The 24,564-nt window shown below is 32.5% G+C and carries 27 protein-coding genes; 25 read left to right on the forward strand and 2 right to left on the reverse strand.

Features of this window, described 5'->3' with window-relative positions; translation table 11 throughout:
* Window positions 1-281: 281 nt before the first annotated feature.
* Both AC1Q7N_RS00005 and AC1Q7N_RS00010 read right to left on the reverse strand, forming a co-directional pair.
* The gene (locus AC1Q7N_RS00005; protein WP_001831152.1) at window positions 282-677 is read right to left on the reverse strand and encodes a ribonuclease HI family protein; all 396 of its coding nucleotides are present in this window, start codon (window positions 675-677) and stop codon (window positions 282-284) included.
* A 324-nt stretch (window positions 678-1,001) separates the two neighbouring features.
* The gene (locus AC1Q7N_RS00010) at window positions 1,002-1,706 is read right to left on the reverse strand and encodes a queuosine precursor transporter (protein ID WP_001831106.1); all 705 of its coding nucleotides are present in this window, start codon (window positions 1,704-1,706) and stop codon (window positions 1,002-1,004) included.
* Between the two features lie 250 nt (window positions 1,707-1,956).
* On the opposite strand from AC1Q7N_RS00010, the gene AC1Q7N_RS00015 reads away from it, so the two are divergent.
* The 25 genes from AC1Q7N_RS00015 (at window position 1,957) to AC1Q7N_RS00135 (ending at window position 24,206) form a co-directional block, all read left to right on the forward strand.
* On the forward strand, window positions 1,957-2,151 hold the full coding sequence (locus AC1Q7N_RS00015; protein WP_001831026.1) for a zinc-finger domain-containing protein: 195 nt from the start codon (window positions 1,957-1,959) through the stop codon (window positions 2,149-2,151).
* Window positions 2,152-2,162: 11 nt separating this feature from the next.
* Entirely contained in the window at window positions 2,163-2,423 is a 261-nt protein-coding gene (locus AC1Q7N_RS00020; RefSeq protein ID WP_001831110.1) for a NifU N-terminal domain-containing protein, read from the forward strand.
* 51 nt (window positions 2,424-2,474) lie between these two features.
* Window positions 2,475-2,912, forward strand: coding sequence for a bacilliredoxin BrxA (brxA, locus tag AC1Q7N_RS00025; RefSeq protein WP_002457670.1), 438 nt, complete (start codon window positions 2,475-2,477; stop codon window positions 2,910-2,912).
* A gap of 211 nt (window positions 2,913-3,123) precedes the next feature.
* Window positions 3,124-4,173 (forward strand): ABC transporter permease, encoded by a 1,050-nt coding sequence (locus AC1Q7N_RS00030; RefSeq protein ID WP_001831083.1) that lies wholly within the window; start codon window positions 3,124-3,126, stop codon window positions 4,171-4,173.
* A gap of 15 nt (window positions 4,174-4,188) precedes the next feature.
* Window positions 4,189-4,851 (forward strand): ABC transporter ATP-binding protein, encoded by a 663-nt coding sequence (locus AC1Q7N_RS00035; protein ID WP_001832777.1) that lies wholly within the window; start codon window positions 4,189-4,191, stop codon window positions 4,849-4,851.
* 313 nt (window positions 4,852-5,164) lie between these two features.
* On the forward strand, window positions 5,165-6,121 hold the full coding sequence (locus AC1Q7N_RS00040; protein WP_000282655.1) for a thymidylate synthase: 957 nt from the start codon (window positions 5,165-5,167) through the stop codon (window positions 6,119-6,121).
* 41 nt (window positions 6,122-6,162) lie between these two features.
* Window positions 6,163-6,648: a trimethoprim-sensitive dihydrofolate reductase DfrC gene (gene dfrC, locus AC1Q7N_RS00045; RefSeq protein WP_001830952.1), complete on the forward strand. Its 486-nt coding sequence runs from the start codon at window positions 6,163-6,165 to the stop codon at window positions 6,646-6,648.
* 9 nt (window positions 6,649-6,657) lie between these two features.
* Entirely contained in the window at window positions 6,658-7,506 is an 849-nt protein-coding gene (gene fakB2, locus AC1Q7N_RS00050) for a fatty acid kinase binding subunit FakB2 (protein WP_001831247.1), read from the forward strand.
* Window positions 7,507-7,608: 102 nt separating this feature from the next.
* A complete protein-coding gene (gene msrA, locus AC1Q7N_RS00055) occupies window positions 7,609-8,133 on the forward strand; it encodes a peptide-methionine (S)-S-oxide reductase MsrA (protein WP_001831118.1) in 525 nt (174 codons plus the stop codon).
* Window positions 8,130-8,558, forward strand: coding sequence for a peptide-methionine (R)-S-oxide reductase MsrB (gene msrB / locus AC1Q7N_RS00060; RefSeq protein WP_002439748.1), 429 nt, complete (start codon window positions 8,130-8,132; stop codon window positions 8,556-8,558). The genes msrA and msrB overlap by 4 nt, the downstream gene beginning before the upstream one ends.
* A gap of 12 nt (window positions 8,559-8,570) precedes the next feature.
* Window positions 8,571-9,071 carry a PTS sugar transporter subunit IIA gene (locus AC1Q7N_RS00065; RefSeq protein WP_001831133.1) on the forward strand — a complete coding sequence of 167 codons (501 nt, stop codon included), beginning with the start codon at window positions 8,571-8,573 and terminating at the stop codon, window positions 9,069-9,071.
* The gene (locus AC1Q7N_RS00070) at window positions 9,071-9,295 is read left to right on the forward strand and encodes a YozE family protein (protein WP_001831241.1); all 225 of its coding nucleotides are present in this window, start codon (window positions 9,071-9,073) and stop codon (window positions 9,293-9,295) included. The genes AC1Q7N_RS00065 and AC1Q7N_RS00070 overlap by 1 nt, the downstream gene beginning before the upstream one ends.
* 344 nt (window positions 9,296-9,639) lie before the next feature.
* On the forward strand, window positions 9,640-11,115 hold the full coding sequence (locus AC1Q7N_RS00075; RefSeq protein ID WP_001831212.1) for a S41 family peptidase: 1,476 nt from the start codon (window positions 9,640-9,642) through the stop codon (window positions 11,113-11,115).
* Between the two features lie 335 nt (window positions 11,116-11,450).
* Entirely contained in the window at window positions 11,451-11,954 is a 504-nt protein-coding gene (locus AC1Q7N_RS00080; RefSeq protein WP_001831293.1) for a GNAT family N-acetyltransferase, read from the forward strand.
* Window positions 11,955-11,971: 17 nt separating this feature from the next.
* Entirely contained in the window at window positions 11,972-13,045 is a 1,074-nt protein-coding gene (gene murG, locus AC1Q7N_RS00085; RefSeq protein WP_001831309.1) for an undecaprenyldiphospho-muramoylpentapeptide beta-N-acetylglucosaminyltransferase, read from the forward strand.
* Window positions 13,046-13,057: 12 nt separating this feature from the next.
* Window positions 13,058-13,672, forward strand: a complete 615-nt coding sequence (locus AC1Q7N_RS00090; protein ID WP_001831017.1) for a phosphatase PAP2 family protein — start codon at window positions 13,058-13,060, stop codon at window positions 13,670-13,672.
* 350 nt (window positions 13,673-14,022) lie between these two features.
* Window positions 14,023-15,114, forward strand: a complete 1,092-nt coding sequence (locus tag AC1Q7N_RS00095) for an ABC transporter ATP-binding protein (protein ID WP_002456515.1) — start codon at window positions 14,023-14,025, stop codon at window positions 15,112-15,114.
* Window positions 15,111-16,067 carry an ABC transporter permease gene (locus AC1Q7N_RS00100; RefSeq protein WP_001831280.1) on the forward strand — a complete coding sequence of 319 codons (957 nt, stop codon included), beginning with the start codon at window positions 15,111-15,113 and terminating at the stop codon, window positions 16,065-16,067. The genes AC1Q7N_RS00095 and AC1Q7N_RS00100 overlap by 4 nt, the downstream gene beginning before the upstream one ends.
* A gap of 11 nt (window positions 16,068-16,078) precedes the next feature.
* A complete protein-coding gene (locus AC1Q7N_RS00105) occupies window positions 16,079-17,767 on the forward strand; it encodes an extracellular solute-binding protein (RefSeq protein ID WP_001831225.1) in 1,689 nt (562 codons plus the stop codon).
* A 15-nt stretch (window positions 17,768-17,782) separates the two neighbouring features.
* Window positions 17,783-18,679, forward strand: a complete 897-nt coding sequence (locus AC1Q7N_RS00110) for a carbohydrate ABC transporter permease (protein WP_001830948.1) — start codon at window positions 17,783-17,785, stop codon at window positions 18,677-18,679.
* Between the two features lie 13 nt (window positions 18,680-18,692).
* Entirely contained in the window at window positions 18,693-19,535 is an 843-nt protein-coding gene (locus AC1Q7N_RS00115) for a metallophosphoesterase family protein (RefSeq protein ID WP_049387410.1), read from the forward strand.
* On the forward strand, window positions 19,522-20,847 hold the full coding sequence (locus AC1Q7N_RS00120; protein ID WP_001832781.1) for an MATE family efflux transporter: 1,326 nt from the start codon (window positions 19,522-19,524) through the stop codon (window positions 20,845-20,847). Before AC1Q7N_RS00115 ends, AC1Q7N_RS00120 begins: the two co-directional genes overlap by 14 nt.
* A gap of 6 nt (window positions 20,848-20,853) precedes the next feature.
* On the forward strand, window positions 20,854-21,621 hold the full coding sequence (locus AC1Q7N_RS00125; protein ID WP_001831263.1) for a DeoR/GlpR family DNA-binding transcription regulator: 768 nt from the start codon (window positions 20,854-20,856) through the stop codon (window positions 21,619-21,621).
* A 558-nt stretch (window positions 21,622-22,179) separates the two neighbouring features.
* Window positions 22,180-22,839, forward strand: a complete 660-nt coding sequence (locus AC1Q7N_RS00130; protein ID WP_001830971.1) for a response regulator transcription factor — start codon at window positions 22,180-22,182, stop codon at window positions 22,837-22,839.
* Window positions 22,836-24,206, forward strand: coding sequence for a HAMP domain-containing sensor histidine kinase (locus tag AC1Q7N_RS00135; protein ID WP_049387411.1), 1,371 nt, complete (start codon window positions 22,836-22,838; stop codon window positions 24,204-24,206). Before AC1Q7N_RS00130 ends, AC1Q7N_RS00135 begins: the two co-directional genes overlap by 4 nt.
* Window positions 24,207-24,564: the final 358 nt, after the last annotated feature.

Raw genomic sequence — 24,564 nt, forward strand, 5'->3', positions numbered from 1 at the left:
GAGAACTAGGATTTGTGCTAATGGCACTTAATATAAGAAAAGTAACAGCTCAACGAGCTGAAAATAATCAAAAAAATTATAAAAAAGACAATTTCTATATTATTTCAATAGAAATTGTCTTTTTTCACTTATCCAGATACTTTATGTCCCGAACTCTTGTTTTTTGTTAACCATCGATAATTCAGTACAAACATATTATAATAAGCTTTTCAAAGCCGAAATCTTATTGGTAAGGTTGAACAAACAATTAAATACGTAACATATCATATTAACACTTTAGATTATTGTGATGTAAGTTTGTATAGTGTTTGTTGAGCAAGTTGATTCGCTTCTTTATTTTGCTTTCGTGGAATCCATCTCACAAACATCAAATCAAAACTTTGCTCTAAGATTTCTATGTTTTCAAAATAAACTTTAAACTTAGCATTTTTAACTTTACCTTGCATCATACTATCTTCAATTAATTTTGAATCAGTATAAAGTAACGCGTTAGATACTTTTAATTCGCGTGCATGTTCCAAAGCGTGTAACATTGCTGCCCATTCTGCACTATGATTATCCATTTTACCTAAATCATGGGTAAATGTATATCTTTGTGAATTTTCTTTAATAATAATCGCACAAGCACTTCGGCCGGGATTTCCTTTAGTCGCAGCATCAAAATATATTTTAGCCATTACTTTTACTCCTCTTCAGAATTGTCTACTCACTAAAATGTATCTATTCTATTGTATCAAACTAAAAAGACAAAGCACTAAAAATTAAATCAAAAACAAACAGAACCTAAGATAACATATATACTTCAGGTTCTGCTAACAAATAGGGCATTGATGTCTAAATTTAGCCCTTTTATTAAGATTTATTTAACTTTGGTCGTAGGTCCTATCATTGAGAATTTCGCTCGAAAATTCTACGGACAAACCAAATTGAATTTCGAAGCTAGTTCAGCACATGGAACTCTGATTCGCTTTTGTATAACTATATTTCTGATACAATAAATATCAATACCCATTATCTAGTTGTTCTATCTTTCCTTTTCGATATAGTGACTTAGCGATATATCCAAATGGTACATTAAAAATAGTTGACACTAGTTTTAACAAGTAAGTGGTAATAAATATTTCAAAAACAGCAGTACCAGGCATAGTACCAATAAAAGCAATTGAAACAAATAAACCGGTATCAATGATAGAACTTAAAATGGTACTACCATATGCTCTAATAAAAAAGGTCTTATCAGAGCTAAATATCTTTTTAATCATACTGAATATAAATACATCAATATGTTGGCCTATGATATAAGCAATAATGGAACCTATAGCAATTCTAGGAACTAAATCAAAAATCATTTTTAATGAGTTTTGCGCATTGTCTACTGGAGCAGGAATAAAATGCAATGACATTTGCATGACTATAATCATTACTAAGGTAGAAGAGAAACCAAGCCACACCGCTCTTTTAGCAACTTTACGACCATAGATGTCATTTAATATATCAGTAGCTAAATATATAGAAGCAAACATGACATTTCCAAGTGTAGCCGTAATACCAAAAATATGAACCGCTTTTATGACCTGTATATTAGCGATAATCGTTCCTATTGCTACCCAAGCAATTAGTCCTTGTTTACCAAAACAGCGATACATCAGTACCATTAAAGCGAATGTAACAATAAATGACGCAATACCAAATATTTCATTATACATATAACTTTCCTCCTAAATTTTGTTAAAGCGGGTGTTTAGAAACCGCCAAAATTAACTATACTATTTTACTTAAAATTCATCTTTAATGCAATGCTAAAAAAGAAGAGTAAATAAATAATAACTTAAACCAACGTCTAAGTTATCAGTTTTCTCAAAACTAAAATTGATTATTTCAAATTCCCAACTTATAAATGCTATAATACAAACATGTGAAATGGGGATAAATATAAATAGTCTATAGCTAAGGGAAGTGAAAGCTATACTCACTAATACAGAACAACAAGCAATTCAACACATCGACCAATTGATGAATATTTATTGTCACCAATGTCCATTAAAAAAGCACAATAGAAAAACTCACGGTAAAACACAAGCACATCATTTTTGTATAAATGAATGTACGGTCGGTAAACAAATTAAACAAATTGGTAATGAGTTACAATAGGAGGATGTCACATGGAGATTATAGCAATTTCAGAAACACCTAATCATAATACAATGAAAGTTTCGTTGAGTGAACCACGTCAAGATAACTCATCTACAACATATACTGCCGCTCAAGAAGGTCAACCTGAATTTATTAATCGATTATTTGAAATAGAAGGTGTTAAATCAATATTCTATGTTTTGGATTTTATATCAATTGATAAAGAAGATAACGCTAACTGGAATGAATTATTACCACAAATTGAAAACACGTTCGCTAAAAGCAATTAATTTTCTATATAGTACAATTAGAAACAATTATTAGTAGAGGAGCATTTTATGATGAATGGATACGAAGCTTATATGAAAGAACTTGCACAACAAATGAGAGCTGAATTAACAGACAATGGATTCACAAGTCTTGAAACGAGTGATGACGTCAATCAGTATATGCAAAATATAGATAATGATGATACAACATTTGTTGTAATCAACTCAACATGCGGTTGTGCTGCAGGATTAGCACGTCCAGCAGCTGTTGCAGTTGCAGAGCAAAATGAAGTAAAACCAGATCATAAAGTAACTGTATTTGCTGGTCAAGATAAAGAAGCAACACAAACAATGAGAGATTACATCCAACAAGTTCCTTCAAGTCCCTCATACGCATTATTTAAAGGTCAACATTTAGTTCATTTTATACCTCGCGAACATATTGAAGGGCGCGACATCAATGATATAGCTATGGATTTAAAAGATGCTTTTGATGATAATTGTCAATAAACTTAATATTGTCTAATAAGATAGCTATGTCAAAGAATCACTAAAAGTAATATCATTCACAAGAGTGGGACAGTCGATTCAACATGAATCCTGTCCTATTTTTTATTTTCAATTACAATCATACTTATATTAAATATAGTTGTTCTTTAACTAATTCTATTTGATTATTTTCTCTACCAACGATTACGTAAAAAATTGAGGTGCATCATTCATGTTTTTAGCTTGGAATGAAATAAAAAGAAATAAAATTAAATTCAGTTTAGTCATTGGCATATTAGTACTTATAAGTTATTTATTATTCCTACTGTCAGGACTTGCAAACGGCCTTATTAAAATGAATACTGAAGGTATAGAAAAGTGGAATGCAGACGCTATCATATTAAAAAAAGAAGCTAATCAAACCGTAGAGCAATCCTTATTCAATATATCCAAAGTACAAAATACTTATGAAAAATCAACCACATTAAAACAACAAGGAGTTATTATCTCAAACCATCATCGGGAAGAAAACGCGTTACTTTTTGGCGTTACACACAAATCATTTTTAATTCCGCCTATAATTAAAGGTCATCAAGTTGAAAGTTCAAATGAAATAGTCATTGATCAAACATTAGCTGATAAGGGGTTCAAAATAGGTGACATCTTATCTTTATCTCAATCAGACGAAAAGCTAAAAGTGGTAGGTATTGTAGAAAGTGCTAAATATAATGCTTCACCCGTGCTATTCTCTAATAATCAAACCATTGAGAAACTTAATCCCAAATTATCAAAAGATAAAACAAATGCTATAGTAATCAAAGACTCAAATTGGAAAAATCATAAACTTAACAAAGATTTAGAAAGCATTTCAATATCGCAGTTTATTAAAAATCTTCCTGGCTATAAAGCTCAAAATTTAACTTTGAACTTTATGATCGTTTTCTTATTTATAATTTCAGCAACAGTAATTGGCGTATTCTTATATGTTATAACACTCCAAAAAACACACTTATTTGGTGTACTTAAAGCACAAGGCTTTACCAACTGCTATTTAGCAAAAATGGTTTTTGCTCAAACTTTCATATTATCTTTAATTGGAACAATCATAGGATTTCTCTTAACACTATTAACAGGTACATTTTTACCGCCTGTCGTTCCAATTCATTTTAATTTATTAACGATGTTGATATATGGAATTGTTCTTATCATTATTTCTTTATTAGGCAGTCTATTTTCTGTGTTGTCTATAATAAAAATAAATCCACTTAAAGCAATTGGATAGAAAGGAATCATAAACATGTTAGAGTTCAAACAAGTGAGCAAATCTTTCAGAGATGGCAATCAAATGATTCAGGCAGTAAAACCTACCGATTTAAAAATAATTCAGGGGGAACTGATTGCTATCGTGGGACCCTCAGGTTCAGGGAAAAGTACATTTTTAACTATGGCTGGCGCCTTACAAAGACCTACGTCAGGAAATATTTACATCAATAACAAAAATATATCAATATTATCTGAAAAACAGTTATCTCAAATAAGAATTAACGAAATAGGTTTTATATTACAATCGACGAATCTCGTGCCTTTTTTAACAATCGAACAACAATTCAAACTTCTTGGTAAATATAAAAAAGATACATTAAGTGAAGATGAATACCAAAAGTTGGTTAAACAGCTAAATTTATCGGATATTACCAATCAATTACCAAATCAAATATCTGGCGGTCAAAAACAGCGCGTGGCAATAGCTAAAGCTATTTACACAAATCCATCAATCATACTAGCAGATGAACCTACCGCTTCACTAGATACGAATAATGCAATGGCTGTAATGAAAATACTTCAAAAACAAACGAAAGAAAGAAATAAAACATGTGTGATTGTTACTCATGATGAACGTTTAACTCATTTTTGTGATAAAACATATTTCATGGAGGATGGAGTTCTTTCACTCCAATAGAAATAAAACATTCACAATTACTTGCATTTCATATTTGAAAATCCCGAGTCAACATTTGTTGTGACTCGGTTTTTTTATAAAACAACAGTCCATTGAATCTTTAAAAATATTATGTAAGAAAAACTCAAATTCATATTGTCAAGATTGAACAATCAATTCAACACCTTCCTGTTTATTAACTTGTTTTATATGAGATATTTTACATAAAAGGTTTAAAATTTTATAAACTCAAAACCCTCTCTCTTCTATCGATACATCTTTTCTAGTATAATGTTTATTAATATAATACATATTTTTATAAGGAGTTGTACGCATGTATAATCCATTCGACGAAGCTTATCATGGCTTATGCGAAGAGATATTAGAAATAGGGAATAGACGCGATGATCGCACACATACCGGGACAATTTCCAAATTTGGGCATCAATTGCGTTTCGATTTAACCAAAGGGTTTCCTTTACTTACAACCAAAAAGGTTTCTTTTAAATTAGTAGCAACTGAATTATTATGGTTTATTAAAGGAGATACAAACATTCAATACCTACTTAAATATAATAACAATATATGGAATGAATGGGCATTTGAAAATTATGTTCAGTCTGATGATTATCATGGACCAGACATGACAGATTTTGGACATCGTTCCCAGCAAGACCCTGAATTTAACGAGCAGTATAAAGAAGAAATGAAAAAATTTAAAGAACGTATTCTAAACGATGATGCATTTGCTAAAAAATATGGCAACTTAGGGAATGTTTATGGTAAACAATGGAGAGATTGGGAAGATAAAAATGGGAATCATTACGATCAATTAAAATCAGTTATACAACAAATTAAAACCAATCCAAACTCTCGACGTCACATTGTTTCAGCATGGAATCCTACTGAAATCGATTCAATGGCATTACCACCTTGCCACACAATGTTTCAATTTTACGTACAAGAGGGTAAATTAAATTGTCAATTATATCAAAGAAGTGCTGATATATTTTTAGGTGTTCCTTTCAATATTGCAAGTTATGCTTTACTGACACATCTTGTTGCAAAAGAATGTGGACTTGAGGTGGGTGAATTCATTCATACATTTGGAGATGCACATATTTATTCCAATCATATGGATGCAATACATACACAATTATCAAGAGATAGTTATCTACCACCTCAATTAAAAATTAATACAGATAAATCAATTTTTGATATTAATTATGAAGATTTAGAATTGATAAATTATGAATCACACCCTGCTATTAAAGCACCTATTGCGGTATAAAAAGATGCATTAATATTTCGCATACAGAAAGGAGGTATACCATGACATTATCAATAATTGTCGCTCACGATAAACAAAGAGTCATTGGGTACCAAAATCAATTACCTTGGCACTTACCAAATGATTTAAAGCATGTTAAACAACTGACCACTGGGAATACACTTGTAATGGGACGGAAAACTTTTAATTCTATAGGGAAACCATTGCCAAATAGACGTAACGTCGTACTCACTAACCAAGCTTCATTTCACCATGAAGGGGTAGATGTTATAAACTCTCTTGATGAAATTAAAGAGTTATCTGGTCATGTTTTTATATTTGGAGGACAAACGTTATTCGAGGCAATGATTGACCAGGTAGATGATATGTATATCACAGTAATAGATGGAAAGTTTCAAGGAGACACATTCTTTCCACCATACACATTCGAAAACTGGGAAGTCGAATCTTCAGTAGAAGGTCAACTAGATGAAAAAAATACTATACCGCATACATTCTTACATTTAGTGCGTAGAAAAGGGAAATAGGAGGCAATTATGGCTAAACAAATTATCGTCACAGATTCAACCTCTGATTTATCACATGAATATTTAAAACAACATAACATTCATGTTATACCATTAAGCCTGACAATCGACGGGAAATCTTACACTGATCAAGTTGATATCTCTTCAAGTGAGTATATCGATCATATTGAAAATGATGCAGACGTCAAAACAAGTCAACCACCTATTGGTCGATTTATTGAAACATATGAGCAATTAGCTCAAGATGACGTTGAAATTATAAGTATTCATCTTTCGTCAGGCTTAAGTGGTACTTATAATACTGCTGTTCAAGCGAGCCATATGGTAGATGGCAATATCACAGTGATTGATTCTAAATCTATTTCGTTTGGGTTAGGTTATCAAATTAAGCAAATTGTTGAATTAATAAGTCAAGGTACATCAACAGAAGAAATAGTGAAGGAAATGACACAGTTACGTGATAACTTGCAACTGTTTGTGGTTATCGGTCAGCTTAATCAACTCATTAAAGGTGGAAGGATAAGTAAAACAAAAGGTTTAATTGGAAACATTATGAAAATTAAGCCAATCGGAACTTTAAGAGATGGTAAACTTGAACTAGTGCATAATTCTAGAACTCAAAACTCTAGTGTGCAATATTTAAAAAAAGAAATTACAGATTTTGTTAAAGATCATAAAATTAAATCAATAGGTATTGCTCACGCCAACGTTAAAGATTTCGTTGATAAAATCATAAAATCATTTACAGAGTCATTTGATTTTAGCCAATTTGATATTAATGTAACAACTCCAGTGATTTCTACACACACTGGACAAGGTGCAATTGGACTTGTGGTATTGAGAGATACGTTGAACTAAGTTGTCACAAAATCACATGAATGATTCTGAGTTAAATACTTTAAATTCCCGACAATATAGCGTAAATTTAAACAAACAGATAACTTAAGGAGGGAATATAACATGGCATATGCGACACTAGCTGGAGGTTGTTTTTGGTGCATGGTTAAACCCTTCACCTCATATCCTGGAATAAAATCAGTCGTTTCCGGATATAGTGGAGGACATGTAGAAAATCCAACATACGAACAGGTATGCACAAATCAAACAGGACATGTGGAAGCTGTACAAATTGAATATGACCCTAATATTACAACATTTGAAAATATCTTAGACGTTTACTTTAAAACATTTGACCCAACTGATGACGGAGGGCAGTTCTTTGATAGAGGTGAAAGCTATCAACCTGTCATTTTTTATCATGATGAGAATCAACTCAAAGCTGCCGAGTTAAAGAAACAACAAATTGACGAAGAGGGTATCTTTAAAAAACCTGTTATCACACCGATAAAACCATATAAAAATTTCTATCCTGCAGAAGAATATCATCAAGATTACTACAAAAAGAATCCTACGCATTATGAACAATACCAACGTGGATCTGGTAGAAAAGCATTTATCGAATCACACTGGGGAGGCTCAAAATGATTAAAAAAAACAAAGAAGAACTGAATGACATGGAGTATCTAGTCACTCAAGAAAATGGTACTGAACCTCCGTTTCAAAACGAGTATTGGAATCACTTTGAAAAAGGAATTTACGTTGATAAATTGTCCGGCAAACCATTATTTACTTCAGAGGATAAATTTGAATCTAATTGCGGTTGGCCAAGTTTCTCCAAAGCATTAAATGATGATGAAATCGTAGAACTTGTTGATAAATCATTTGGTATGATTAGAACTGAAGTTCGATCAGAAAAAGCAAATAGTCACTTGGGGCATGTTTTTAATGACGGACCTAAAGAAAAAGGTGGTTTAAGATACTGTATTAACTCTGCTGCGATTCAGTTTATACCTTATGATAAACTAGAAGAGTTAGGATATGGAGATTTAATTAAACATTTTAAAAAATAGGAGTGCATTTACATGTTTAAAAAGTTATTTGGAAAAGCTAAAGAAGTTGACAAAAACATTAAAATCTACGCACCTTTGACAGGTGAGTATGTCAAAATTGAAGATATTCCTGATCCAGTGTTTGCGCAAAAAATGATGGGAGAAGGCTTTGGTATTAATCCTACAGAGGGTGAAGTTGTTTCACCGATTGAAGGCAAAGTCGATAATGTTTTTCCAACGAAACATGCCGTAGGGTTAAAAGCCGAAAATGGATTAGAGTTATTAGTTCATATCGGATTAGATACCGTTCAATTGGATGGAAAAGGGTTTGAAGTACTTGTTGAAAGTGGAGATGACATTAAAATAGGTGACCCACTTATACGTTTTGACTTAGAATATATTAATAATAATGCAAAATCTATTATTTCTCCTATTATTATTACAAACTCTGATCAAACTGAATCAATTCATATTGAAGACGTACAAGCAGTAGTTAAAGGGGAAACACAAGTTATTGATGTGACAGTAAGCTAATGGTTAAGAATTATTCATTTTATCAATTTATTATGACCGTGCGCGGAAGAAAAGACGATAAAGGTGTTTTTGCTGAGCAAATTTTTGAAGACCTTGCCTTTCCAAAACACGAAGATGATTTTAATACATTATCTGAATATATTGAGACACATAGCGAATTCACCCTACCAATGTCTGTATTTGATGACTTATATGATGACTATACAGAATGGTTGAAGTTTTAAATTCTTTTCATTAATAAATATTGATAGAGCCTGGGACACGACTCAATGTCTCAGGTGTTTTAATGTAAAGGGATTCAAACTGTACACTTTTTAATTATAACTTCTGCTAGATGCACACAAAATAATTACGCTGTTTTCTCAATGAAACATTCGTTTAATATATTAATTTTTTGCATGTACTACTCAAGCCTCATGCGATTTTCACTTACATACATCATAATTAAAAATACTCGAATACATACAGAATGAACATTCCTAAATAACTTGTTAATGATTAAGTTTGAATATAATCTATGAATTTATATTTTGTATAACTCAATATGAACGTATAAGGATGTGATACCATGAATGATCATCAAAAAAATCATGCAACATCTCAAGATGATAACACAAAGTCAACACCATCTAAGAATAGCAAGCATATAAAAATTAAATTATGGCATTTCATACTCGTTATTTTGGGTATTATTCTTTTAACATCCATCATTACTGTAGTATCAACAATTTTAATTAGCCATCAAAAAAGTGGTTTAAATAAAGAACAACGTGCAAATTTAAAAAAAATTGAATATGTCTATCAAACACTTAATAAAGATTATTACAAAAAGCAAAGTTCTGATAAATTAACTCAATCTGCCATAGATGGTATGGTTAAAGAACTTAAAGATCCATATTCAGAATATATGACTGCTGAAGAAACAAAACAATTTAATGAAGGTGTATCAGGTGATTTCGTTGGCATAGGTGCTGAAATGCAAAAGAAAAATGAACAGATAAGTGTTACTAGTCCAATGAAGGATTCACCAGCAGAAAAAGCTGGTATTCAACCTAAAGATATCGTCACACAAGTGAATCATCATTCGGTAGTCGGTAAACCACTTGATCAAGTTGTTAAAATGGTCCGCGGTAAAAAAGGAACATATGTTACTTTAACTATAAAACGTGGTTCGCAAGAAAAGGATATTAAGATTAAACGCGATACCATTCACGTTAAGAGTGTAGAGTATGAGAAGAAAGGCAATGTAGGCGTACTAACAATCAATAAATTCCAAAGCAATACTTCTGGTGAACTCAAATCTGCAATCATCAAAGCGCATAAGCAAGGCATCCGTCATATCATTTTAGATTTGAGAAATAATCCGGGGGGGTTATTAGATGAGGCAGTCAAGATGGCTAACATCTTTATTGATAAGGGAAATACTGTCGTTCAATTAGAAAAAGGTAAGGATAAGGAAGAATTAAAAACTTCTAATCAAGCACTAAAACAAGCAAAAGATATGAAAGTATCCATCTTAGTTAATGAGGGATCAGCTAGTGCTTCAGAAGTGTTTACAGGTGCTATGAAAGACTATCATAAAGCTAAAGTTTACGGTTCTAAAACATTTGGTAAAGGTATCGTTCAGACCACTCGTGAATTTAGTGATGGTTCATTAATTAAATATACAGAGATGAAATGGCTAACGCCTGATGGCCATTATATTCATGGTAAAGGAATTAGACCAGATGTTAGTATCTCAACACCAAAATACCAATCACTCAATGTCATTCCAGATAACAAAACTTATCATCAAGGTGAAAAAGATAAAAATGTTAAAACGATGAAAATAGGTCTAAAAGCTTTAGGTTATCCAATTGATAACGAAACAAACATATTTGACGAACAATTAGAATCTGCTATTAAAACATTTCAACAAGACAATAATTTAAAAGTTAATGGCAATTTTGATAAAAAAACAAATGATAAATTTACTGAAAAACTAGTTGAAAAAGCGAATAAAAAAGATACTGTTTTAAACGATTTACTAAACAAACTAAAATAAACTTGCGAGTAAATCGTTAAACAAAAATAATGTATTCAACCCTTTAAGTGTAATTTCATACTTAAAGGGTTGGATTCCTTAAATTTAATAACCATTCACGTTTGAATTAAGAGCCTGAGACATATAGTATATGTACAGGCTCTTAATCATATCTGATAATTCTGATTAGTTAGAAATACAACTTTAATAAAAAGTTATTCCTATTAAGGTATAATCCCAATCATTTCTTAACTTTTTCAGATTTTCGTTAATTGATTGAGTCTTAAAAGTATCAATATGATTTAAATTTATTGTTACCACTCGTTAAAATTCTAAAAAAGAGGTGTTTTAGTAAGATGATTAGATTAGCAACTAAAAATGATTTACTTAGTATTACTCAATTAGTCAAAGAGGCTAAACAGATTATGGAAGAATTCAACAACAACCAATGGGATGATGAATATCCCGCGAAAGAGCATTTTGAAGAAGACATCGAAAATAAAACACTATATGTTTTAGACGTTGATCATACAATTTATGGTTTTATTGTTATCGACCAAAATCAATCGGAGTGGTATGATGACATTGATTGGCCTGTTAATCGAAATGGGGCATACGTTATTCACAGATTAGCTGGATCAAAACAATATAAAGGTGCTGCGACTGAACTTTTCCAATTTGCCATTGACTTAGCAAATGAACATGATATTCATGTCATTTTAACAGATACATTTGCCCTCAATAAACCTGCTCAAGGATTATTTGAAAAGTTTGGTTTTACTAAAGTTGATGAGATAGAGATAGATTATCATCCTTTTGATAGAGGGGCACCTTTTTATGCATATTATAAAAACATATAAGAATAGAGGTTGTAATTATGACAAAAATTGCATATACAGGTGGAGGAACAGTAGGACACGTTTCAGTGAATTTAAGTTTAATTCCTACTTCGATTGAAAAAGGACACGAAGCATTTTATATTGGTTCAAAACATGGTATTGAAAGGGAAATGATAGAGTCACAACTCCCTGATATTCAATATTATCCAATATCAAGCGGTAAATTACGTCGTTATCTATCTTTTGAAAATGCAAAAGATGTCTTTAAAGTTTTGAAAGGAATTTTAGATGCACGTAAAATACTTAAAAAACAAAAACCAGACTTACTTTTTTCAAAAGGTGGTTTTGTTAGTGTTCCGGTAGTTATAGCCGCACGTTCTTTAAAAATTCCAACTATCATACACGAATCAGATTTAACTCCTGGATTAGCTAATAAAATTTCTTTAAAATTTGCTAAGAAAATATACACAACCTTTGAAGATACACTTACATATCTTCCAAAAGATAAAGCTGATTTTGTTGGGGCTACTGTACGTGAGGACTTAAAACAAGGGAATAAAGAAAGAGGATATCAACTCACTGATTTTGATAAAAATAAAAAAGTGTTATTAGTCATGGGAGGAAGTTTAGGTAGTAAAAAACTTAATAATATCATTCGTCAAAATATTGAGGCACTTCTCCATGATTATCAAATTATACACTTAACTGGAAAAGGACTTGTTGATGACTCAATCAATAAAAAAGGGTATGTTCAATTTGAATTTGTTAAAGACGACTTAACTGATTTATTAGCAATCACTGATACTGTTGTAAGTCGTGCAGGTTCTAACGCAATTTATGAATTTTTATCGCTACGTATACCGATGTTACTCATCCCCTTAGGACTTGATCAATCAAGAGGAGATCAAATTGATAATGCTAAAAACTTTGAATCTAAGGGTTATGGTCGTCATATTCCTGAAGATCAACTTACAGAAGTTAACTTATTGCAAGAATTAAATGATATTGAATTACATCGTGAATCTATTATTAAACAAATGGAAACATATCAAGAGAGTTACACGAAAGAAGATTTATTTGATAAAATTATTCATGATGCATTAAACAAGTAGGGGGCACCTATAATGAATCGATGGAAACGCATTTCATTGCTTATTGTTTTTACACTTATTTTTGGTATAATAGCTTTTTTTCATGAATCAAGGCTTGGAAAATGGATAGATAACGAAGTATATGAATTTATTTATTCATCTGAAAGTTTCATTACCACATCTATTATGTTAGGTGTAACAAAAATTGGTGAAGTTTGGGCAATGGTTGCGCTATCCTTATTATTAGTTGCTTACCTTATGCTAAAACGTTTCAAGATTGAGACATTATTCTTTGTAATAGTAATGAGCTTATCTAGTACACTCAATCCACTATTAAAGAATATCTTTGATAGGGAACGTCCAACATTATTGCGTTTAATTGACATTTCAGGCTTTAGTTTTCCAAGCGGTCATGCTATGGGCTCAACTTCATTCTTTGGAAGCGCTATATATGTAATAAACCGTCATGATTCGGGTATCTCTAAAGGCGTGTTAATCGGTTTATGCGCACTTTTCATTTTATTAATATCAACTTCTAGAGTGTATCTAGGCGTTCATTACCCTACAGATATTATTGCCGGCATTATTGGTGGTGTATTCTGCATTGTTTTATCAACGTTAATATTGAAAAAACAACTCGCTGTATAAAGAAGCGCGGTTGGAATTTTAAATTAAATAGGTATTGACCAAACCACTGAAATGATTGTGAGTAAACAATGATTTTAGTGGTTTATTTAGTATATTCAAATCGGCGTTTTTAAATAAATATTGTTTGTAAGCTCAATGTTAATAATATTTATCTTATATTAATTTCTTTGTTTTCATTTTTGTTAATAAAAGACTTAAAATGTTGTCTTATAAATGTTTTAAGTCTTTTGTTTTTTGAAAAATTACAAACAAAAAATTTTGATTTACGAAAACTTAAATTTGAAAAAAGTTTACTTTAATAGCGATTACTTATACTGAACTTGTGATTAAATCTTCAAAGGAGCAAAGACATGATACAAATCAAGGATTTAAACAAAGTTTACGACAATGGTAGTTACGCAGTTAAAGATTTCAATTTAGATATTGAGGACAATGAATTTGTAGTATTTGTAGGACCTTCGGGATGTGGGAAATCAACAACGTTACGTATGATTGCAGGACTTGAAGATGTGAGCAAAGGGACAATTAGTATCAACGATAAAGTAATCAACGATTTACAACCTAAAGATCGTAAGATTGCTATGGTCTTTCAAAACTATGCATTATATCCACATATGACAGTTTATAAAAATTTAGCTTTCGGCTTAAAAATGCGAGGAATCAAGAAGAAAATTTATGACGAAAAAATTCAACATGCAGCTCAAATATTAGAAATTGAAAACCTCCTCGACCGTAAACCTAAAGCCTTATCTGGAGGACAACGTCAACGTGTGGCACTTGGTCGAGCTATCGTTAGAGAAGCTCAAATCTTTCTCATGGATGAACCACTTTCTAATTTAGATGCTAAATTACGAAGTAACATGAGAAGCGAAATTATAAAAATACATAAACAAATGAAAGCAACAACGATTTACGTGACACACGACCAAACTGAAGCTATGACAATGGCATCACGTATCGTCATATTAAAACAAGGCGAAATACAACAAATTGGTACGCCTGAAGAAATTTATCGTCATCCTGTCAATGAATTTGTTGCCACTTTCATTGGTAGCCCATCAATGAATATGGTTCCAATGACCTACAACATGGATGCTTGGTACTTCGATGGACAAAAAGTGGCTGATGCTACATTACTTCAACTTGCATCGCATGCACAATACAGACTTGGTATACGACCTGAAGACTTACATCTTGTTAATGATAACGAAATAAGTAATTATCCAATCCAACTTTCTCAATTCACTGTAGACTTAGTTGAGTTAACTGGTTCATACAAATTACTTCACTGTCATCACAATGAGCATAAAATCATAGCAGCTGTAGATAGTAATTTGGATTTTGAATTAGGACAAACAGTTTCCTTCGGTATAAAAACGGAAGATGCACACTTTTTCGATTCTGATTCAGGCGAAAGAGTACAAGAGGAGGTTTTATCATGAGTAAAAACAAAAAACAAAGCCTTCAATCCGCTCATCAAAAACCTTTGTTAAAAAGAATGTGGGAACACAAAGTACTTTACTTAATGATTTTACCTTGTTTACTCTTTTTCTTGATTTTCAACTATATTCCAATGACAAGTCTTGTTCTGGCATTCAAAGATTTCCGCTTCGATACTGGTATCATCGGCGGTGATTGGAAAGGGCTATACTATTTTAAACGCTTTTTCTCTGACCCTCGATGTATTCAAATTATTATGAATACGCTAATTATAAGTGGCATGAAATTGATTTTAGCTCTACCATTTCCAATTATTTTAGCCATTATGTTTAACGAAATTAAAGATTCTAAATTAGGTAAGATCAGAGGTTTATTTCAAGGCGTACTTTACATCCCTCATTTTTTATCTTGGGTTGTAGTTATCAGTATTTTCAAGAAATTACTCGCTCCAGATGATGGACTTATGAATCAACTGATCCATCAATTTGGTGGCGACGGGTCGACTTACTTTATGATGAACCCTGAGTATTTCCACACCATCATGTTTTCTAGTTATATATGGAAGAATGTAGGGTGGGATTCCATTATTTATTTTGCAGCAATTATGAGTATTAATCCTGAAATTTATGAATCAGCTGCGATTGATGGCGCGAATCGTTTCAAACAAATTATACATATTACCTTACCTATGTTAACACCAACAATTGTTATTTTATTCATCATTTCTCTAGGCGATATTTTAAAAGCAGGGTTCGATCAAATTTACCTACTCAAAACACCAGGTAACGCTAACGTTTCAGAAATACTGGATACATTTGTGATTCGTACTGGTATTGAGCAAGGCGATTTCAGTTACGCAATTGCGATTAGTCTATTACAGGGTGTGATAGGACTTATCGCTGTCGTCATTATTAATAAATTCGCAGATAAGAAACTGGATACATCACTATATTAAGGAGAATGTACATGTTTAGAAAGTCTATGCTCATCTTAATGATTGCTGTCATTTTGTTCGTAACAGCATGTAGCAAAGATAAAACGCAAGATGAAGCGAAAAGAAAAGCAGATGCTAAAGGTAAACCAGATACATGGATTGCAGATAGAAAGCTTAAAGGACTTGTGTTTCAAAGTGATAACGATGCCTCCCCTAAAATGAATAAAGAAGTCGCTCAAGAACTTAAGAAAAAGACTGGCATCACGTTAGAACTTCAAACCGTTTCTAATGAAGATTCCACAGAAGCATTAACTTCAGGACTCGCTTCAGGAGATTTACCCGACTTCATCGTTTATTACTTAGACGATAGTGGAAGACCTGAAATGAAAGTACTAAATAAAGCAGCGAAACAAGGTCGACTCACAGACTTAACGAAAATGCTTAAAAACACAAAAATTTATAGTAAGTATTTCAAAAAAGGATATTTACCAAAAGATACGAAAGATAACATCATGTTTAATAAAGAACAAGATGGAACGTACCTTGTACATATGGGGATTAACCGTCATCCAGGACAAGAAGAACGTCGCACTGTAGGTGGTCCTTACGTCAGAAAAGATATCATGGATAAACTTCATATCGACCCTACTTCTATCAAGACGTCCAAAGATGTAGAAAAACTTGCTGAAAAGATGAAAGAACACCACTTCAAAGATGATAATGGTAAAGAAATCACACCTATTGGCCCAACAGCGTGGGGCGGTGACGATCGTACTAAATTCTATAATGACCTTGTGTGGACTGGTCAGTCTGATGAGAAATTTTTAAATAAAGGTAAGAAAATTATACATGAATCACAAACCGAATATCCACTTAAACGTGTACATTACGTTAAAGACCTTATGAAGAAAGGCTTAATGACAAAAGAGTTCTATACAATGGAAGAAAATAAAGCAAAAGAAGGACTCGTTAATGGCTCATGGGGCATTGTTTCAGATTTACATAACTATGTTACTGAAAATCAAAGTATGAAATACGTTCCTCTTGGGCCACTCAATACAGTCAAAGGTAAATTTAGAGTTGAAAAGCCATATAAATCAGGCGCAAACGGTTGGGCTGTACCAAGTACGACTGAACATCCTGAAGACGTCGTTAAACTCGCTGATTTCCTTGCAAGTCGCAGAGGTAAATTACTCGGTCAGTACGGTATTAAAGGACGTGACTATACGTTAGATAAGAAAGGTAACCCTCATGTTAAACCTGAAGTGTTAAAAGAAGTTGAAAATAATCCAGACGAAGCTAAAAAACGTGGTTTTAGAGGTGCGGGTTCTTATTGGGCAGATCATCTTGGTTATACTGATATAGATAATAAAGCTGATTTCGGTGAAACTGAATACGGAGATAATACAAAAACGAAAAAGACGACTCCTGAAAAGATTGCTGATATGTGGCATTATGATCAAAGACAGAAACACGCCAAAATCGTAAACGGACTCACAGTAAAGTCATTCTTATCTAAATATGAATATGGCGAAGATTTAGAAGTTGCACTCGATGATTATAGTGACGCTATTAAACGTGCTTATTATTCTCAATCAGACAAGGAAACGAAACAAATTATTGATAGTGCTAAGCAACGTTTAGAAGAGGCAGGCTTAAATCAATTTGAAAGATACGTTGAAAATCAAAGAGATAAAAAAGGAACTCAAATTATTTATTAAGAGGTGGCAGAGACAATGAAAGTTTCACAAGATAAAAGTGCGCTTGTCATTCGTATTATCTCATTAATCATTATTATTGGCTTAGTAATCACAATTATCCTCCCGATGATTAATATCTTTGCCTTAGCATTTAACTCTGGGGTAGATGCTCAAAAAGGTGGCATCACTTTCTACCCGCGTAAATTTTCACTAGATAATTTTAAGGAGATATTTAAACAAGGCACGTTATTAAATGCATTATTTATTAGTATCGCAAAGACAGTCATAGGAACGATACTAAGCGTCATATTAACAGCTATGGCTGCATACGTTCTAACAATCAAAAGTTTACCGTTTCGAAGAATCATCTCATTCTTCCTAGTCTTTACGATGTTATTCAGTGTCGGTGTTGTACCACTTTATATCCTATTAAATCAACTTCATTTAACTGATACATTCTGGGTATACATTTTACCGTCACTTTATAGCGTTTATAACATTTTAATTATGCGTACATTCTTCAATCAATTACCTAGTAGTGTGATTGAAGCCGCTAGAGTAGATGGTTGTAATGACTTTCAAATCTTTTGGAAAATTGTCTTACCCATGAGTAAACCCGTGGTGGCATCAATTACATTATTTAACGCCGTGAGTCAGTGGAATGATTGGTTTACAGGTGCATTCTTCGTACGTAATCCAAACCTCAAACCGTTAGCTACTGTTTTACAAGATATGTTAACGAAACAAGCTGCCATTGCAGATGCTTTAAAACAAAAGTCAGGTTCATATGCGATGTTAGACAAGTTGACAATTACAGGGGACTCAATGCAGATGGCAATGATTGTACTATTAACAATTCCAGTATTATTCCTCTTCCCATTTGTTCAGAAGCATTTTGTAAAAGGTATAACTATCGGTTCGACAAAAGAGTAAAGGAGACGAAACAATGACTACAATTCTACAATTAAGCGATTTACATATTGGGCCACACAATGATGAAAAAGATCAAAAAACTTACGATTTAATTCATCATATGATGACACACTATCAACCTGACATCACAGTATTAACAGGTGACCAAATTTGGTCTGAAGGCGTCATTGATTCAGGTCGCGTTTATAAAAAATTAATGGAGTATTTAAATCGATATGATACGCAAATTGCAACGACATTTGGTAATCACGATACAGAGGGGCATCTCAAACGTTCAGACTTACGCGCTATTGAGGACCAATATTCTACCAACTATGTACAGAAAAATCATAGCCTCATTGTTGATGATAAAGAAGCTTATACAATAGAAGTTGTAAACAACGATACAGTCACACATGTGCTTTATGTTATTGATGGAGGAGATTATAATCCATTTGGCATAGGTGATTATGATTTTATAAGACCTGAACATGTGAATTGGCTTAGGGAAACACATCAAGCATATCAAACTCAATTTCAACATAACTTATTATTTACACATATTCCATTACAAGAATATAGAGAAGTTGAGAATATTGGTGAATATCATGGCATTTTCAATGAACCTATTGCGTGCTCAAAAATTAATTCCGGATTATTTAGTCAGATGTTACTAAACGGTGATATTGAAGGTATGTTCTGCGGTCATGACCATGACAATGATTTTACGATTAATTTATATGGGATTCGCCTTAGCTTTGGTCGTATTGGTGGTTACAATACTTATGGTGATTTACAACGTGGGGCTAGATTAATTGAGTTGCAACCTGACGCTATATATAAATCGAAAGTGTTAGAATTTGATGATCGTTTCTAAAAGAACGTTTCGGTCATTATACATTCCTATTTTGATAGAACAACTTTTCATACTCATCATGGGTCAAGCTGATACATTGATGTTAAACAGCTATAGCACTGATGCCGTTGCTGCTTCGGGAATGATAAGCCAAATACTCATGCTCATCACGTTTCTGATTACAATCATTCATGTGGGTACAAATATACGTATTGTTCATTTGAAGGAACATCAACCTTCAAGTATTTCACAAGAGATTTATCATAATTTGTTATTCAATAGCATAGTATCTATCGTATTTACGATTGTGATTGGGATCGCATTCGAACTTATCTTACGACTTTTTCAGGTACCTCAAGATATATTCAAACTGACCTATCAATTTGGAATGATTATATTGAGTGTACTCACTTTAACGACCTGTCACATGTATATTGGTACTGTATTACGTGTCATGAATCATGCATCATCAGCTACACGCATTACTATCATTAGTAATGTGACTAATATCATTTTGAACGGTATCGTACTCTTTATTATTCCACAATATGTAGGTAACCCTGTATTAGGTGTCGCGGTGGTAACAGCGTTCAGTCGTTTATTGGGATGTACTTTAGCTTTAATTGCGCTGATACAAATTTTCCGTCCATTCAAGCATTACTTCAAGCTGAGCTGGAAGAAAATATATCAGGTTTCGACATTAGGTATCCCAACAGCAGGTGAACAAATTTCTTATAATTTTGCACAGACATTTACAACTGCATTTATTGCGATGTTAGGCACTCAAGTCATCGCTGCGAAATCTGTTTCTACTGTTTTAAGCGGCCTGTCTTTTAGTTGTGCTATGGCATTTAGTGCTGCTAGCCAAATTTATTTAGGAAAATTTATATCCCGTCGACGTTACCGTACTTTAAAGAAAGTTGTTATAAAAAGTATTTGGTTTAATATCACACAATCTTTCATGATTATGACGTGTGTATTTATAGGATTTATAGTGTGTGGACGTTGGATAACACACGACATACAAACCTATCATTTAATCATTTACTATCTTGTTATACTTTTTGGATTAGAACCGATACGTGCAATTAATAATCTAATTGTAGATTTATTAAACGTGACAGGGGATGTACGTTATCCAGTCACCGTGAGTGTTGTGACCACATGGTTGTTATTATTACCTGGAAGTTATCTATTAGGGATTCATTGGAGATTAGGTTATACAGGAATTATTTTAGTGAGTATTGCTGATGAAGCGCTGAGATTTATCATTATGTATCTTAGATGGCGAAATGATCGTTGGCAAGCACGAATGAAGCAGATTGGAGTATAGATAATTATGTATAAAAGAAATGAACGTTTGAATCTTATTCGTAAACGTGTTGATCAGTACGGACAGGTGGCAGTAAAAGATTTAGCTATATTCTTACAAGTTACGCCTGAAACCGTGAGAAAAGATTTAGAAACCTTAGAAAACGATAAACTGATTACACGTACACATGGAGGTGCGATACAATACAATCATATTAATAAAGAGAAATCATATGCGAATAAGTGGCAGAAACAATCACAAGTAAAAGAGCGTATTGCTAAGAAAGCTGCTTTGCAAATAAAGTCTGGAGAAATTATTGTCATCGATGGTGGAACCACAACAGGGCGAATTCCTCAATATCTCAATGATATTACTCAGACCACGATTGTGACGAATTCTCTGAAGATTGCGGATGAATTGAATCGTGCTATAGAGGAGCAACGAATTCAAGCAGAAGTGATTATGCTTGCTGGAAAGACGAATACTGAACAAGATGTTGTGCGCGGGCATATGACGAATGAGTTATTACAACGTTTTAAATTTGATAAAGCTTTTATTTCATGTGGTTCGTTTGATACGAGTGATTGTTATGAATTTGATCTGGAAGAAGCGCATGCAAGTCACATTATGATTCAAAAAAGTCAACTGAGTTATCTCTTAGCGGATAGTAGTAAGCGAGATGCGCATGCGTCGTATCGTATTGATGGTTTTAGCGAAATTGATTATATGATTTCTGATTATGCTAAACCTCAGAATATAGAATATTTTAATCAGAAGCATTGGTTACAGATTTAACTTATAGAAAATGAAGCCTGAGACTTCGTCTTTTTTAAATAAAAGAAGACGCCTCAGGCTTTATTTAATTTTACGAATGGTAACACCTGAGGCTTTGCCCAAGTATAAGTGCCACTAGCAATGAATATTTTTTCGTTGCAGTGGCACTAAAAAACAGCAGACCTCAAGTGTCAAAGGTCTACTGCTTTTATTGAAACGTCATTTCTTAACGTTAGTCTTTTACGGGCATATAAAAGGGGATAGTTGAAAATGACCAATCCAAAAGAACAACTTGTATGTGGGGGGAATGTTTTTCAATTGGTATTGATAATCATTTTCAATTATCATTATACATGATTGATAATGATTGTCAATTAGAAATATATATTTTATTCCATTTAACTTAAATACAATGATAATACTAGAGTGACTTTTTCTAAATACAGACTACTTATTCGACTATCTATTATCGTGGTTCATGGTAAAATGATACTAGTTTCATAACAAATCATTTACAATTTTGAATTACATCTTTAGAAATACGAGTTAATTGTTTAAGATGTAGCGTGAGGTGCAAATATGACAAATATTTTAATTGTAGAAGATGAGCAAAATCTTGCTAGATTTATAGAGCTTGAGTTAACTCATGAAAATTATACTGTTGATATAGAGAATGATGGAAAGGTGGGTTTGGATAAAGCATTATCTAAGCCCTATGATTTATATATATTAGACTTAATGCTTCCAAACATAAATGGTCTAGAAATTTGTAGACAAATTCGTCAAAAAACAACTACTCCAATTATCATCATTACTGCGAAAAGCGAGACATATGATAAAGTAGCTGGATTGGACTATGGGGCAGATGACTACATTGTAAAACCCTTTGATATAGAAGAATTGCTTGCAAGAATAAGAGCGGTATTGCGCAGACAGCCAGATAAAGATGTTTTAGATATCAATGGTATTATCATTGATAAAGATGCCTTTAAAGTTACTGTTAATGGCCATCAATTAGAATTAACTAAAACAGAATACGATTTACTATATGTTTTAGCTGAAAATCGTAACCACGTCATGCAACGTGAACAAATTCTCGATCACGTATGGGGGTATAATAGTGAAGTAGAAACGAATGTCGTTGATGTTTATATTCGTTATTTACGTAATAAACTCAAACCTTTTAATAAAGAAAAATCCATAGAAACAGTACGTGGCGTAGGGTATGTGATTCGATGATTAAGCGCCAAAAATTAAAATATAAATGGATGCTTATTACGACGCTCATTACCTTCACGACAATATTACTTTTCTGCTTAATTATTATTTTCTTTTTAAAAGATACTTTACGAAGTAGTGAAATTGACGAAGCTGAAAGAAGTTCAAATGATATCGCCAATCTGTTCCATTCTAAATCTTTAAGTGATATATCTGCATTGGATTTAAATGCATCCTTAGAAAATTTTCAAGAAATATTGATTTATGATGATAAGGGTAGGAAGTTAATTCAAACATCAAATGATAATACACTTGCTTATGATAACAAAATTGATTTCAAACATCCTGAACGTATACATATTCAAAGAAGCCACGGTATTAATTACTTAGTAATAACTGAACCTATACGTTCGAAAGATTTTTCTGGATACAGTGTATTAGTCCATTCTCTTCAAAATTATGATAATCTCGTTAAATCACTTTATATAGTTGCACTTGCTTTTGGATTAATTGCAACCATTATTACTGCCGGCGTGAGTTATATCTTTTCTTCACAAATTACTAAACCGATAGTTACAATGTCCAATAAAATGAATCAAATTAGAAGAGATGGTTTTCAAAATAAACTTGAATTAACTACAAATTATGAAGAAACAGATAATTTAATTGATACTTTTAATGAAATGATGTATCAAATAGAAGAATCTTTTAATCAGCAACGTCAATTTGTCGAGGATGCTTCACACGAATTAAGAACGCCACTGCAGATTATTCAAGGTCATCTAAATTTAATCCAACGTTGGGGGAAAAAAGATCCAGCAGTTTTGGAAGAATCTTTGAATATTTCAATTGAAGAAGTGAATCGAATAACAAAACTTGTCGAAGAACTACTTTTACTTACCAAAGATAGAGTCAATCATAATGTTTTGGAATGTGAAAATGTAGACGTAAATAGCGAGATTCAATCACGTGTGAAGTCATTGCAACACCTACATCCAGATTATACTTTTGAAACACATCTTGCTACTAAGCCTATCCAATTAAAAATTAACCGTCATCAGTTTGAACAACTCTTACTCATATTTATTGATAATGCAATGAAATACGACACTGAACATAAGCACATTAAAATTGTTACTCAACTAAAAAATAAAATGATTATGATTGATATTACTGATCATGGTATGGGTATACCAAAAGCTGACTTAGAATTTATCTTTGATAGATTTTATCGTGTAGATAAATCACGTGCTCGTAGTCAAGGAGGCAATGGATTAGGACTATCAATAGCGGAAAAAATTGTGCAACTTAACGGTGGTATGATTCAGTTAGAAAGTGAACTACAAAAGTACACGACTTTCAAAATCAGTTTTCCAGTACTAAACTAAATGAATAGTATTTTTTAAGTAACGAATGATTACGATTAAACAAGTTACAAATAAATTATTACAGGACTTAAATATTAACAATCCTTAAACTAGTACTATAAATAATCAAATCCATCGACATCTATCATTATAAATAAAGATTCCAGTCACTACACTAAGATGCTGACTAGAATAGCTATATCATGTCATACTAATGAGAGGACATCTTCTTCACAAAGATTCTCTTACTATAGAATCGACGAGCTAAACTTGATAGACGGAGATAGCAATTATACGGGAGCGAGACTATGAATTTGGAGTAAATTCTGTCTTGCTCCTATTTTGTATAATAATAGGTAAATGTACTTTAACAATATAT

This window comes from Staphylococcus sp. GW823-FHT05F06, assembly GCF_058795495.1.

Bases quoted from the DNA above. Each gene is read 5' to 3' on its own strand.
- AC1Q7N_RS00005 (WP_001831152.1), bottom strand. From the start codon at position 677: ATGGCTAAAATATATTTTGATGCTGCGACTAAAGGAAATCCCGGCCGA.
- AC1Q7N_RS00010 (WP_001831106.1), bottom strand. From the start codon at position 1,706: ATGTATAATGAAATATTTGGTATTGCGTCATTTATTGTTACATTCGCT.
- AC1Q7N_RS00020 (WP_001831110.1), top strand. From the start codon at position 2,163: ATGGAGATTATAGCAATTTCAGAAACACCTAATCATAATACAATGAAA.
- brxA (WP_002457670.1), top strand. From the start codon at position 2,475: ATGAATGGATACGAAGCTTATATGAAAGAACTTGCACAACAAATGAGA.
- AC1Q7N_RS00030 (WP_001831083.1), top strand. From the start codon at position 3,124: ATGTTTTTAGCTTGGAATGAAATAAAAAGAAATAAAATTAAATTCAGT.
- AC1Q7N_RS00035 (WP_001832777.1), top strand. From the start codon at position 4,189: ATGTTAGAGTTCAAACAAGTGAGCAAATCTTTCAGAGATGGCAATCAA.
- AC1Q7N_RS00040 (WP_000282655.1), top strand. From the start codon at position 5,165: ATGTATAATCCATTCGACGAAGCTTATCATGGCTTATGCGAAGAGATA.
- dfrC (WP_001830952.1), top strand. From the start codon at position 6,163: ATGACATTATCAATAATTGTCGCTCACGATAAACAAAGAGTCATTGGG.
- fakB2 (WP_001831247.1), top strand. From the start codon at position 6,658: ATGGCTAAACAAATTATCGTCACAGATTCAACCTCTGATTTATCACAT.
- msrA (WP_001831118.1), top strand. From the start codon at position 7,609: ATGGCATATGCGACACTAGCTGGAGGTTGTTTTTGGTGCATGGTTAAA.
- msrB (WP_002439748.1), top strand. From the start codon at position 8,130: ATGATTAAAAAAAACAAAGAAGAACTGAATGACATGGAGTATCTAGTC.
- AC1Q7N_RS00065 (WP_001831133.1), top strand. From the start codon at position 8,571: ATGTTTAAAAAGTTATTTGGAAAAGCTAAAGAAGTTGACAAAAACATT.
- AC1Q7N_RS00070 (WP_001831241.1), top strand. From the start codon at position 9,071: ATGGTTAAGAATTATTCATTTTATCAATTTATTATGACCGTGCGCGGA.
- AC1Q7N_RS00075 (WP_001831212.1), top strand. From the start codon at position 9,640: ATGAATGATCATCAAAAAAATCATGCAACATCTCAAGATGATAACACA.
- AC1Q7N_RS00080 (WP_001831293.1), top strand. From the start codon at position 11,451: ATGATTAGATTAGCAACTAAAAATGATTTACTTAGTATTACTCAATTA.
- murG (WP_001831309.1), top strand. From the start codon at position 11,972: ATGACAAAAATTGCATATACAGGTGGAGGAACAGTAGGACACGTTTCA.
- AC1Q7N_RS00090 (WP_001831017.1), top strand. From the start codon at position 13,058: ATGAATCGATGGAAACGCATTTCATTGCTTATTGTTTTTACACTTATT.
- AC1Q7N_RS00095 (WP_002456515.1), top strand. From the start codon at position 14,023: ATGATACAAATCAAGGATTTAAACAAAGTTTACGACAATGGTAGTTAC.
- AC1Q7N_RS00100 (WP_001831280.1), top strand. From the start codon at position 15,111: ATGAGTAAAAACAAAAAACAAAGCCTTCAATCCGCTCATCAAAAACCT.
- AC1Q7N_RS00105 (WP_001831225.1), top strand. From the start codon at position 16,079: ATGTTTAGAAAGTCTATGCTCATCTTAATGATTGCTGTCATTTTGTTC.
- AC1Q7N_RS00110 (WP_001830948.1), top strand. From the start codon at position 17,783: ATGAAAGTTTCACAAGATAAAAGTGCGCTTGTCATTCGTATTATCTCA.
- AC1Q7N_RS00115 (WP_049387410.1), top strand. From the start codon at position 18,693: ATGACTACAATTCTACAATTAAGCGATTTACATATTGGGCCACACAAT.
- AC1Q7N_RS00120 (WP_001832781.1), top strand. From the start codon at position 19,522: ATGATCGTTTCTAAAAGAACGTTTCGGTCATTATACATTCCTATTTTG.
- AC1Q7N_RS00125 (WP_001831263.1), top strand. From the start codon at position 20,854: ATGTATAAAAGAAATGAACGTTTGAATCTTATTCGTAAACGTGTTGAT.
- AC1Q7N_RS00130 (WP_001830971.1), top strand. From the start codon at position 22,180: ATGACAAATATTTTAATTGTAGAAGATGAGCAAAATCTTGCTAGATTT.
- AC1Q7N_RS00135 (WP_049387411.1), top strand. From the start codon at position 22,836: ATGATTAAGCGCCAAAAATTAAAATATAAATGGATGCTTATTACGACG.